Here is a 12,476-nt window from a genome sequence, read left to right on the forward strand (position 1 = left end):
TTTTGTTCAAAGGCAAAATGCCTCACACCGTCATTGATGTGATCATGCTATAAAATCAAATGAGAAATGTTTGGTACAACACCTGAATGTCGATTGCCACCGGAGGCGGTGGCTCATAGTAGAATTTTATTTTTTCTTCTTGGTTGACTGAAAACCCATTGATGAAGGTATGTACAAACGCAACAAAAAAACTTGTAGAAAACTGAGCTTCGCTGACTTGATTCTTAAAGTTTTCATCGGAATTGAGGAGTTGATGTAGGTTCTTACAACAGGTTTGAGAAGTTATGTTGTCATGATCTATATCCTTCAATTCACATGCTGAATCCATATTTGCCATGCCACAGTCTAAATGCTTTTCACCGAAAGTCAGGGCAGATTTTACCGCAATATCTCCACAAAAGTGGGTATTCATGGCAATTCCCAATTGGGATGACAACATGATCAATGAGAGCGATATGGCGATTATTTGTTTCACGAATCACAAAGGTACTAAAAAAGAGAACGATAAAATCGATCTTATGTTGTTTTTATAGAGTAAAATCTAGTAATCAATAGGTTAACTACTATCTTAAGGTATACCTTATTCCAAAAAAAGCACGGATTCCTTGATTGGATGCATAGACATATGTAGGATCAAAAGTGAGCGCATTTGGATTGTTAGGAGTTGGAACAACTTGACCATTTTCATCAAAAATGACATCTTTGTCAAAAGGATCAAAAGCCCTTGCGATACTGTTGGCTGGTGGTACAAAGTTTAAAAGATTTTTAACACCGCCATATAATTGCCAATATGACCCAATAAACTTTGTAATTTGAATATTTTGAATACTGAACCAAGGGGAGTATTCGTCCCGATCATCTAATTCCCCGAGTAGGGGCAGGCGCATAGGACCGAAAAGATTTCCTGTATAGTCTAAATTTACACCCCAATTCGGAATTGGATATGAAACGCTCCAAACTCCCTGAAACGATTCTGTAAGTAGTTGTTTATAGCTCTCACCATTTTCATTTACAGAAACATCCATAAGGGTAAATCCGGTGAGTATTTTTAATCCACTTGAAAAGGTGATGTCAGCATTTCCTGAAACTCCTTTTGACACAGAATAGCCGTCTAAATTGGCATAAATAATTTGGTTAGGATTGGTTTCATAGTCGGGTAAAATCCTGTTGTTAAAATAGGTATAGAAAGCACTAGCATCCAATCCAATAAATGCATTGCGAGAAGTAAATATTTTTTTCACAAAGTTTACATTTACGTTGTAAGAGGTCTCAGGATCGAGATCTTCTTCAAAAACTACATCTCTAGCTCCTGTTAGGGCAGCATGATCTTCGGTAAAAACATTGGCAATTCTAAATCCGTTACCCATGCTTATTCTTAAAATATTTTTTTGATTTTCAGAATTCCATTTATAATTGAATCTTGGGGTAAATATGTTTCCATGAATAGAATTATAGTCATACCTTGCTGCTAGAACTAATTTATTTTGATGGTTTAATCTTATTTCGTCTTGCAGGAATACTCCCGGCAGTTGAATTATTGAGGGCATATTTTTGTTTTCTTGGTTGTTAAAAGTAGCAGTAGTATTGTCATCATAAAATGTATATCGGTAAGAAGTGCCTAGCAATAAATCATGCTTACGGATTAATTTGCTCCATGTGAGTTGTCCAAAACCGATGATTTGATCCGCCATAAATGGAGTGTCTCCATAATAAGAATCCTGTTTATGTCCGTTAAAACTAAACTGAAATAGAATTTGCTCGCTCGACGGAATTTGGTAAATCCCAAAAGTTTCCCACCGATTGGTATAAATACTTTCTCCGTAAATCTCATCACTACCTCTGTCCTCCGGGCTCCAAATCATTTGCCCACCCCAACGATTTTCATATATGTAACGAGCAGCCAATGAAAATATGCGGTTATTTTTTCTCTCAAAGTTGAACTTATTAAAAATTGAAATTCTATTTTGAAGCGTTAGATCAGTAAATCCGTCTTCATTGTTGTCAATAGGATTTTGGTAATTAAAGTAATTCACACCTAGTAATCCTTGTGCCGAAGATCCTAAATTGTATTTTAGTCCTATATCGGTATTTAGTTCTCCCCAACCTGATGCAAAAATATCTGCCGAAACAGAAGGTGCAGACAAGGTGTTTTTTGTGATGATATTTATGAGTCCACCGACAGCCTCAGAACCATACAAAGTAGATGCAGGTCCCTTGACGACTTCAACCCGTTCGATAAGCGATTGAGGAATACCCGTTAAACCGTAAACGGTTGATAATCCACTTACTATTGGCATACCATCAATCAGAACCATGGTGTAAGGACCTTCTAAACCATTGATGTGAATATCGCCTGTATTACACACATTACAGTTGAGTTGAGGTCTTACACCGTTTACATTTTGTAAAGACTCAAAAATACTCGGTGTTGGGTTTTTTAGAAAAAATGAAGTACTGTAAACATCTACAGGAATCGGACTTTCTAGTTTAGTTACTGGTTTCATCGTACCAGAAAGAACAATTTCATCTAGAGAACTCGGTATTTCTTCTAATTTAAAATCGAGATAAATTTCATCATTTTTAATTTCAATCTCTCTTTTAATTGTTTTAAAACCAAGTATTGAAACACTAATAGTGTAAAGTCCGTAAGGTATATTAGGTATTTCAAATACTCCATTTTCATCAGAAACGGAGCCTTTATTTATTTCGTTTACATAAATATTTGCATAAGGTTGAGGTTGGTTTTGAAAAGAAACAATTCCAGAGATACTACCTTTTTGCCCAAACAAAGGAATCGTTAAAATAAAAATACAGAAACAGATTATATGATATTTTTTTATTAACACAAAACATATATTAGAAATGCAAATATAATAAGTTAGACTACTCTAACAATATTTCTAAGGTAAATTGTTTAATATTGTATAGAAATCTATTCTTATGGCATCATTCACCGAGGAAAATTATCTCAAAGCAATTTTTAAATTGGCAGATCAAAACAGTGAAGTAAGCATTTCAGATCTTAGCATATTTCTCAAGGTCAGCAAGCCAACCGTCAATAGTATGGTCAAGAATCTTCAGAAAAATGGCTGGTTGAATTATGAAAAATATAAGCCATTGTCCTTAACAAAAAAAGGTGAAAAATTAGCTGGACTTGTTGTAAGAAAACATCGATTAACAGAGATGTTTTTAGTTGAAAAAATGGGGTTTAGCTGGGAGGAAGTACATGAAATTGCGGAACAAGTAGAACACATCCAATCACCCTTGTTTTTTGATAGAATGGATGAATTATTAGGTTTTCCATCGGCAGATCCGCATGGATCTCCAATTCCTGATAAGGAAGGAGTAATTGAGTATCACCCTTTAAGAAGATTGAAGGATGCGAGTATTGGGGAAATCTTGAGGTTTGCGGGTCTTACTAATTCTTCTATAGATTTTCTTAAGTATTTGAATGGGAAAAACATCGAGTTAGGTATAGAAATTAGAGTCTTGAAAACAGAACCCTATGATGGTAGCATGACCGTAAAAATAGGAGAAAAGCAAAAAGAAGTTTTAAGTTCAAAGGTTTGTGAACAGCTTTTAGTAAAATCTTTTGACGAGTAACTTAGTTAGAAATGAAATTGGTTAATTTTCAGCGCATCAAGCACGTTACTATATGTTTTTTGCAGAATGTTCTTGATTTTAAATATTTTATGAAAAATAATTATTAATTTTTCCTCATTGAATAAATTCAATTTGGGCATGATCGCAGATCATTAAATTATTATATCCTAAAATTAATTAAATAAAATCAACACATGAACAGAAGAAATTTTATTGGAAAAACAGCGGCAAGTGCAGTAGCTTTTACCATCATTCCCAGACATGTTATGGGCGGTAACGGATTTATTGCGGCGAATGACAAAATTCAATTGGGTTATATAGGTACAGGAAAACAAATTTACACCCTACTCAAAAATATTGGTGCTTGTAAAGAAACAGTCGTTCTGGCTGCTTCTGATGTGTATAAAAGTAAATTAGATCAATTTGTTAAGGCAGCATTGGCCGAGAATGCCAAAAAAGAAATCAATGCAAAAGTGGATGGATATCATTTTTATAGAGAATTGTTAGATAGAAAAGATATAGACGCTGTTGTTATAGGAAGTCCTGATCATTGGCACGCGCAAATGGCCGTTGATGCGGCCAAATCTGGGAAAGATATCTATTGTGAAAAACCTTTGGCCTTGACAGTTTCTGAGGGAAGAGCCATGGTTGATGCCACAAGAAAATATAATCGTGTATTTCAAACCGGAAATATGCAGCGTTCTTGGAGAGATTTTAGGCATGCTGTAGAGCTAGTCAGAAATGGATATATCGGAGATATCAAAGAAGTGAACATTAGTGTTGGAGAGCCAGTTAAGCAATGCGACCTTCCAACAGAACCAACTCCTGAAGGATTAGATTGGAACGAGTGGGTTGGTCCTTCTCCATATCGAGGTTTTAATGCCATTCTTGCTCCGGCAAGTGTTGATGACCCTTGGGCATGGTGGAGAGGTTATCGCGACTTTGGTGGTGGTTTAATTACAGATTGGGGAGCACATATGTTTGATATTGCGCAGTGGGCTTTAGATATGGATGAATCTGCACCAATTAAATTTATTCCACCAGATATGCCTGCGCAAACACATGGATTAAGTATGGCATATAGCAATGGTGTAATTGTAAATCATAAGTTGTGGGGTGGTAAAGGTGACGATAACGCCGTACAATTTATAGGTACCGAGGGTAGAATTGAGGTGAGCAGAAGGTTTCTTCGCACATTTCCAAATAAAGATTTGGCAAAACAAGACATCAAAAAAACAGACAAAAGAGTCTATTTTAGTGATAATCATTACCAAGATTGGATTGATGCGATTAAAAAACGCTCAAAACCAGTTTCAGATGTGGCTATAGGACATTCAACATCTGCTGTGTGTAATATCATAAACATTGCCTATGAATTACAAAGGCCATTAAATTATAATCCAGAAACTGAAAAATTTATTGGGGATGATATGGCGAATATGCTTTTAGACAGACCTTATCGAGGAACATGGAATTATAAAGATTTTTGATGACATCTTGATGGAAGAGAATATTTAAGATATACAATTATACTATAATTCAAATGGTTTAAATCGGATTAATCAAAACATAGATTATTAAGTACAACTGTTTTGGGTTTATTTAGCTTTTGCAAAGCTATCGCAGAAATACAAGAGTTTGTATGAGTGATTATTTCCGTAAATGATTGAAATAAAGTCTGTTTAGTTTGAATTTTTTTTTATCTTGAACTTAACTTTGTTCTAGTATATGAGAAAATATGCACTTATCATAGGTTTTTTGTTGCCCTTTCTTTCTTGTGAAGCTATTATCGACGATGCCATTAATTGTGGCCCAAAAGATGCCGTTCTTGAGAAGAAGCAACTAAGGGTTGGAAAAGTAAACGTTAATTATGTAGATAGTATTAAAGCGAGTGTGAAAAATGAGCCCGGAGATGATGACTATCCTTACAATTTTTTCATAGAAGGTAATTTACCTAAAGGTCTTTATGGGGAGGTATATCGCAATAAGCTTGATATTTTAGGTATTCCAACCGAGGCAGGAAGTTTTAGAATCAATATAACGGTATCTGTTACTTTTGGAGAAGATCCAACCTGTTCGAAATCTACCACTGAATCCTACATAATTTCTATAACAGAATAAAGTTAGTTACTGCTTTAGTTTTAGCTACTAATTAAGTAGTTAAAAATCATCTAGATCATTTGTTCAACTCCTCTAGATGATTTTTTCTTTGATTTCTGCTGCTTATTAAGTTGCTTATAAACAACTAATTACATCAGTATAAAATTTAATATAAAAGATATGTTTTTGCTTTTTCAATAAAATATCTGCCTCTATGCGTTAACCTAATACACTCTGTATATTTTCCATCAAGGGTTGGTTATAAAACCTTTTTCCTGTGGCTTTGTATAAAGCATTTGCCACGGCTCCCATGATAGGAGGAAAGGGGGGTTCTCCAAGTCCTGTAGGATCAATTTCATTTTTCACAAAGTGCACTTCTATAGATTTGGGCGCTTCACTATGACGAATAAGACGGTATTTATCAAAATTACTTTTTTCGGGTATGCCATTGTTAAAAGTTTGCGAACTAAATAATGCATGCCCTATCCCATCTACAATACCACCTTCTGCCAGATTAGTAGCCGCATCCGGATTAACGACGATACCACAATCAATGGCGCAATAAACTTTGTTAATAACAGGTTTTCCTGCTTCCATTTGAAGATCGAGCACCTGGGCTACATAGCTATTGTGACAGAAATAGGCAGATACACCTCGAGACTGACTTGTTTGTTCTTTACCCCAGCCAGATTTATCTCTTACCAACTCCAATACTCCAGCGTATCTGTCCGCATCGTAGTCGTTATTCTCTCCAATGGGATTTTTTTTAGCAAGTGCTAAAAGTTCAAGGCGAAAATCAATAGGATCTTTACCTACAACTTCTGCTAATTCATCTAAAAAAGATTGCTCTGCTCCGGCAATAAAATTAGATCTGGGCGCTCTAAAAGCACCTACGGTAATATTTGAGTTGATCGTCCATTCTTCGGCGAGATAATTTTCTACAGCTCCGGCCGGAAATCTATTAGCGGCAATCGGGCTTTCTGGAATACCTCCGGCTCTGACATGAAATCCGATCAGGTTATTTTCTGCATCGAGTGCGGCACGATAAGTTGCATGGTAAGCCGGGCGATATACTCCATTGGTCATATCGTCTTCTCTGGTATAAACCAATTTAACCGGGGCTTGAATCTTTTGAGAAATCACTGCCGCTTCAACCAAAAAATGTCCGTACAATCGTCTCCCAAATCCACCACCCATTCTTGTCATCATAATATCTACTTTTTCAAGGGGCAATCCCAACCTTGCTGCAACGGTTTTTTCCATGAATTCGGGCGTTTGAATCGGACCGACAAGTTCTGCTTTATCCGCCGTTACATCTGCAAAGAAATTCATGGGTTCCATGGTATTGTGTGCCAAAAAGGGAGCTGAATAAGTTCTCTCAATGATGGTGGTTGCCTCTTTAAAAGCTTTTTCAGGATCTCCATCTTTGCGCAATACTTTCCCAGCTTTAGCTCCGAATTGAGACATCAATTCTTTATGGGTAGTTGTATTTTCAAGCCCTGATGGAGTATGAATATTCATTTTATTTCCAAAAAAATCTATCTCGGTAGATGATTCTGAAATGGGTTCCCATTCAAAGGTCAACGATTTTTTCGCATTCATGACTTCCCAAGTAGAATTACCCACAACAACAACTAATTCTGTAAAGGCACTCGTATCAGACCACTGTTGATCATAATCCTCACTGTAGGTGTTGATCGTAAATACATCTTTAATACCGGGCATGGATTTGGCGATTGAATCATTATAAGATTTTAATTTCATACCAAAGGCCGGGGGCTGTGTGATCATCGCCACATACATCCCATCTTTTTTATAGTCTAGTCCATAGAGAGGCTGTCCGGTAACAATTTTTTTTGCGTCTACGTTCTTACGCGATGTACCAATTATTATAAAATCTTTAATATCTTTTAGTTCAACCTCTTTAGGTACTGGAATTTTTGCCGCGGCAGAGGCCATTTCACCATAACCTGCAGAATGACCACTTTCTTTATGTATTAACACTCCTTTTTCCGTCATGATTTCATCTGCCGGCACATTCCATACCTGGGCTGCAGCTTCTTGAAGCATTCTTCTCGCTGTAGCTCCGGCCATACGCAAACCTTGCCAACCGTGTCTAATCGCCTGACTTCCTCCTGCTAATTGTCTTGTAAATATATCGGTATTAAGTGGCGCTTGCTCAACTATCACATCATTCCAATCTATATCTAATTCCTCCGCTACAAGCATGGGCATAGATGTTTTTACATTTTGTCCAATTTCTGGGTTAGGAGACATAATCGTCACTAAGCCATTTTCACCAATTTTTAAAAAGCCATTGATGTTAAACCATTCTTTTGGCATTTTTTTAATTTGTTCCGCGGTTGGGTTACACGAGGCAAGCCAGCTAAAACCAAGCATCATTCCGCCACCTGCAAGGACAGTGCTTTTTAAAAAGGAACGTCGGCCAAAGGTTGTTTTTACTAAAGTCATTTCGTATGTTTTTTATTGGGTGAAAAAGAAAGAATTATGACGGATAGATTGTTAGGCTTTTGATGCGGTTTTTATTGCAGCTTTAATTCTAGTATAAGTTCCGCATCGGCAAATATTACCATCCATGGCTGCTTCAATCGCTTCATCACTAGGATTTGGGTTGTTCTTTAGAAAAGCAGCGGCCGTCATAATTTGACCCGCCTGACAGTAACCGCACTGAGGAACATCATGTGCTAACCAAGCTTGCTGAACCGGATGATCGCCTTTTTCTGAAAGACCTTCTATAGTTGTAATTTCTTGATTTCCAATCGTTGATACAGATAATTGGCAAGATCTAACAGCAACTCCATTTAAATGAATTGTACAAGAACCGCAGGCAGCGATTCCGCAGCCATATTTTGTACCCACTAAATTAAGATGATCGCGAAGCACCCATAAAATGGGGGTTGAAGGATCTACCTCAACCTCATGCTTTTTACCATTGACATTTAAAACAAAGTTTGCCATAATTTTTTAATCCTTAAGTATTTTATAAAAATAAGAAATTTTAAGGCATGAAAAAATAGAGCAATAGATCAGGATATAATTTTAAAACGATCTCGATAGAAGAAAAGCTATTTTTTTGGACAATTTTCGCAATTTAATTGCCCCTTTTTTTTATATCTCTTGCAGCATTTGATCTTTTTTTTCCAACATTCTTCAGAAAAATTATAATCAAAAAGATAAGTGTTATTTGGCGCAGCAGTGTCAAAGTCCATAGCCAAAATCAATTAAAAAGATCTGTTTATCATAAAACAAAGGTAAATAATAATTCTAATTTAGAATTATTAAAAATAAGAATATTTTCTTTCTTTTTTCACTCATAAGAAGTTAATAGGTGTATAAAGAAAAATGTGATGATTATTAAAAAAAGAATTTATTTGAACTGAAACTCAATTAGGCCTAAATGATCAAAAAAATATTTTTCCTTTCTTAGGAAGCCTAAGTTGATTGATCTAATTTAAGAGGAAATGCCCTTTTCTTGATGAACAAAAATCTAATGTACAAAAAAAAGTACCCAACTAAATTTAATATAAGCAGATGTACAAATCCATTCATAATATGATGTAAATCTGCGCCTTCTTTGGCAAGAGAATTAAATATACTAAAATAGGGTGTAGAGGGTAATATATTTGCAAAAATTTGCAGTCCTATTGGCATTGCATCTATTGGCCATGAATACCCTGAAACCAAAAATAGTGGATAGGTAGAAAAGGCTAGAATCTCTGTCCAGCCAATCGTTGTTTTAAAAAAAGAAGCAAACAAGGAAGTATATAAAATTACGGCAGAAATAAACAATATGGCCAAAAAAAGGTGTAAAAATATGGAACCATTAAAGCTTAATGAAAAGTGGGGAAATATGAGCTTGTAGAATACAAAAAAGTAGGCCAAATATAGTAGGATATAATAAAAGCTTTTTGCCGTAAGCACTTGAACGAAATCAAAAAAGTTTAGCTTATCCAGAGAGAGCAGTACTCCATGATTAAATTCGTGCACTACACTTTGTCCAAAACCAATAATTAATGTTTGCTGAAGGATTAGGATTAACAGTACGGGCAATAAATAATCGCCATAATTATTTGTTGAATTATAGATTGATTTAACCACGGGCATTATAGGTTGTGCCTGTTGCTTTGCCAATTCTACAGGAATTTTATTAGATATAAAATATTGCATTCTTACCCCACCTGCTACAGTTAGGATAACCTCTTGAATCGATTTATTTATTTCATTTGAGGTTAAAAACTTGGTGTTATTTAAGATCAATTCTACATGAGAACCCTCTAGGTTCATTGTATTGTTTTGAAAATTTTTAGGCAGAATAACGATACCCTGAGTTTTTAAATCGTTAAAGCTAAACATTGCATCACTTAATGAAGAATAGTGGCCTTCTACAGAAATTTTTTCCGAAGTATGAATGAGTTGAGTTACTTTTCTGGATAAATTACTATGATCTAAATCTACTACAGCGACAGGAATTTCGGATACTTCTTTTTCAGAATAAATAGACCCAATAAAAAATGCATAGAGAAACGGTGCTAACAAAATAGTAAGCAGTATACTTTTGTCTTCAAGAATTAAAGATAATTCACTTTTAAAAATAGAGAACCACTTTTTCAAACCGCTACTTCTTTATTTCGATAGATAAACAGGCTGATCGTAACGATATAACTCACCAAAAAGAAAAACAACAAATTGATTGTTGGTTGAACTAAAAAAGAAAATGGCGTATCCATTTCAACCCCTTTCAAAAAAGCATTTAAAAAGTGTGTATAGGGTATCAATTGTGCATACCAAGCATTAAAAGCAGGCATTGCCATAATAGGAAAAGTAAAGCCACTAAAGACAAAGGCAGGTGAATTGTAAACAAAAGAAACATCCATGGCAATGGCTTCATTTTTAAAAATAGTAGAGATCATAATACCGAGCATTGCATTTGCCATAACAAAAATTAAAACGACCCCTAAAAATGGCAATGTACTTACCTTAGATGGAATACCCAGTAGTGGATGAACGATCGAAAAAATAAAAATTGCTACTACTAAACCAAGAATGGTATAGGCTAATAATTTACCGAAAATGACCTTAATAATACTTCCTCCGGCTAGGTCTAACAATTTATTATATGTATGGTTGGTATACTCAGAATTAATAGATCGCGCTGCTAAAAGAAAAACGATCATTTGTAATAATACAGTAGTTAGTCCAGGAATTAGATAGTACAAATAATTATAATAAGAATTGTAAAGGGGTTTTGCGATTACCTTAACAGGCATGACCATTTTTATCGCTTTTTCATGAGGAATACCGCTAAGTTTAAATTTATTTAAACTAATGCCTGCAGACAGTGTATTGATAAACGTGGCTGCTTCTTTAAATATAAGATTACCATAAATAATATTCGATGAATTGGTATAGACGAGCAATTTTTCTTGTCTTCCATTAAAAACATTTTTCTGAAAATTCTTCGGAATCACATAGAATCCTTTAATCTCGGGATTGTTTATAAAGACTTGATCTAAAGGATCATTAGAATTTAAAAATTTGACAATGTTTAATTTGGGAGAAGCCTCTACATTACTTATGATTTTTCTGCTTAATTCAGAATGATCCAGATCTAAAATACCAATAGAAACTTTTTCTATGCCTCCTTCCTCATAGATGGCACCCAAATAAAAGAAAATCCCGAAAGGAATGACCAACAAAAGTACCCAAGCAGCTGGTCTTTTTTGAAGTCTTTGGAACTCCCTGCCTACTATTTTAAGGATGGTTTTCACAGTTGTACATTTAAGCTCATCCCTGGTCTTAATCCTTCAATTTTTTCTACTGGGCTGAGATGAATTTCAAAAGTTTTCATGTCCAATCTACCTTTATCAGCTGTCGGTATCCAGTCTGCGAAATCAGCCATTGGTGCAACGTAGGTTACTTTGAATTTTTGAGTCGCATTATCAAAGGCAGGTAGTTTTCCGAATACCACGGCGTTTGGTAGGAAATTCTTTAAAAAATCTTCTCTAACATGAATGACAGCATGAATTTCTTCTAGTTTCTGAATTGTAAACAAAGGGTAGCCTGCTGGCATGACTTCACTTTCTTGTGCAAGTTTTGACGAAACCTCACCAGAAACAGGAGCATAAATTTCTAATTCTTTATAATAGGCTTTGGCTTCACTAACCATGCCTCCTGCGGCATTCATCTGCCCTTCAGAAGCTTTTATATCCTCTATTCTCGCACCTTCCTTCGCCATTTCAAACATGTATTTAGCAGCATTCATTTGTTCAAAGGCTGCGTCACGTTTAAATGTAATTTCATCCATTTGTTGTTGGGATATTAAGCTGTCTTTCGCCATTGCTTCTAACCTTATAAATGATTTTTCAGCGAAACTGTATTGGCTTTGAGACATTTTATATTTTTCTTCTGCAGCTAATATTTCTTGATTTCTTGCTCCTACATTGGCTTTTTGATTCAATGATTTCGCTGCATCAAACATGCCTTCAGCTTGCTGGACTTTTGCTTCTAAAATATCACTTTCTATGGTTGCCAATAATTGACCTTTTTCTACTTGATCACCTAACTTGACATAGATTTTTTCAATTCGCCCTGGAATTTCAGAAGCGACCCGTATTTCTGTCGTTTCGAAAAGGCCAACAAATACACGATTTTCGTTTTCGTCTGGTTTTAGAAGCAACAACAAGAAAATTCCAAAAACAATGATGAGTATAGGAATGATCAAAATGATTATTTGTTTTTTGTTATTCATAGGA

Annotated in this window: 10 protein-coding genes; 3 read left to right on the top strand and 7 right to left on the bottom strand. The window is 35.3% G+C overall.

Annotated elements, in window-relative coordinates:
• Positions 1-55 precede the first annotated feature (55 nt).
• The gene (locus tag ACFQ39_RS08805) at positions 56-475 is read right to left on the bottom strand and encodes an HYC_CC_PP family protein (protein WP_377178145.1); all 420 of its coding nucleotides are present in this window, start codon (positions 473-475) and stop codon (positions 56-58) included.
• An 88-nt stretch (positions 476-563) separates the two neighbouring features.
• Complete coding sequence (locus ACFQ39_RS08810) at positions 564-2,789, bottom strand: TonB-dependent receptor (protein WP_377178147.1); 2,226 nt, start codon at positions 2,787-2,789, stop codon at positions 564-566.
• Between the two features lie 151 nt (positions 2,790-2,940).
• Here ACFQ39_RS08810 and ACFQ39_RS08815 point away from each other — a divergent pair, with 151 nt between their 5' ends.
• From ACFQ39_RS08815 to ACFQ39_RS08825, 3 genes are all read left to right on the top strand, one after another.
• Complete coding sequence (locus ACFQ39_RS08815; RefSeq protein WP_377178149.1) at positions 2,941-3,603, top strand: metal-dependent transcriptional regulator; 663 nt, start codon at positions 2,941-2,943, stop codon at positions 3,601-3,603.
• 194 nt (positions 3,604-3,797) lie between these two features.
• Complete coding sequence (locus ACFQ39_RS08820; protein WP_377178151.1) at positions 3,798-5,093, top strand: Gfo/Idh/MocA family protein; 1,296 nt, start codon at positions 3,798-3,800, stop codon at positions 5,091-5,093.
• Between the two features lie 238 nt (positions 5,094-5,331).
• On the top strand, positions 5,332-5,724 hold the full coding sequence (locus ACFQ39_RS08825; protein WP_377178153.1) for a hypothetical protein: 393 nt from the start codon (positions 5,332-5,334) through the stop codon (positions 5,722-5,724).
• Positions 5,725-5,922: 198 nt separating this feature from the next.
• On the opposite strand, the gene ACFQ39_RS08830 is transcribed toward ACFQ39_RS08825, so the two are convergent.
• The 5 genes from ACFQ39_RS08830 to ACFQ39_RS08850 form a co-directional block, all read right to left on the bottom strand.
• Positions 5,923-8,175, bottom strand: coding sequence for a xanthine dehydrogenase family protein molybdopterin-binding subunit (locus tag ACFQ39_RS08830; RefSeq protein ID WP_377178155.1), 2,253 nt, complete (start codon positions 8,173-8,175; stop codon positions 5,923-5,925).
• 51 nt (positions 8,176-8,226) lie between these two features.
• Positions 8,227-8,682, bottom strand: a complete 456-nt coding sequence (locus tag ACFQ39_RS08835; protein ID WP_377178157.1) for a (2Fe-2S)-binding protein — start codon at positions 8,680-8,682, stop codon at positions 8,227-8,229.
• 474 nt (positions 8,683-9,156) lie between these two features.
• Positions 9,157-10,335, bottom strand: coding sequence for an ABC transporter permease (locus ACFQ39_RS08840; protein WP_377178159.1), 1,179 nt, complete (start codon positions 10,333-10,335; stop codon positions 9,157-9,159).
• Positions 10,332-11,492, bottom strand: coding sequence for an ABC transporter permease (locus ACFQ39_RS08845; RefSeq protein ID WP_377178161.1), 1,161 nt, complete (start codon positions 11,490-11,492; stop codon positions 10,332-10,334). The genes ACFQ39_RS08840 and ACFQ39_RS08845 overlap by 4 nt, the downstream gene beginning before the upstream one ends.
• The gene (locus ACFQ39_RS08850) at positions 11,489-12,472 is read right to left on the bottom strand and encodes an HlyD family secretion protein (RefSeq protein WP_377178163.1); all 984 of its coding nucleotides are present in this window, start codon (positions 12,470-12,472) and stop codon (positions 11,489-11,491) included. The genes ACFQ39_RS08845 and ACFQ39_RS08850 overlap by 4 nt, the downstream gene beginning before the upstream one ends.
• Between the last annotated feature and the right edge of the window lie 4 nt (positions 12,473-12,476).

Origin of the sequence: Namhaeicola litoreus, from assembly GCF_042679565.1 — a bacterium.
Classification (GTDB): Bacteria; Bacteroidota; Bacteroidia; order Flavobacteriales; family Flavobacteriaceae; genus Namhaeicola; species Namhaeicola litoreus.

What these genes read in the sequence shown, in the direction of transcription:
- ACFQ39_RS08835 (WP_377178157.1), bottom strand. Translation starts at nt 8,682, where the DNA reads ATGGCAAACTTTGTTTTAAATGTCAATGGTAAAAAGCATGAGGTTGAG.
- ACFQ39_RS08815 (WP_377178149.1), top strand. Translation starts at nt 2,941, where the DNA reads ATGGCATCATTCACCGAGGAAAATTATCTCAAAGCAATTTTTAAATTG.
- ACFQ39_RS08820 (WP_377178151.1), top strand. Translation starts at nt 3,798, where the DNA reads ATGAACAGAAGAAATTTTATTGGAAAAACAGCGGCAAGTGCAGTAGCT.
- ACFQ39_RS08850 (WP_377178163.1), bottom strand. Translation starts at nt 12,472, where the DNA reads ATGAATAACAAAAAACAAATAATCATTTTGATCATTCCTATACTCATC.
- ACFQ39_RS08830 (WP_377178155.1), bottom strand. Translation starts at nt 8,175, where the DNA reads ATGACTTTAGTAAAAACAACCTTTGGCCGACGTTCCTTTTTAAAAAGC.
- ACFQ39_RS08825 (WP_377178153.1), top strand. Translation starts at nt 5,332, where the DNA reads ATGAGAAAATATGCACTTATCATAGGTTTTTTGTTGCCCTTTCTTTCT.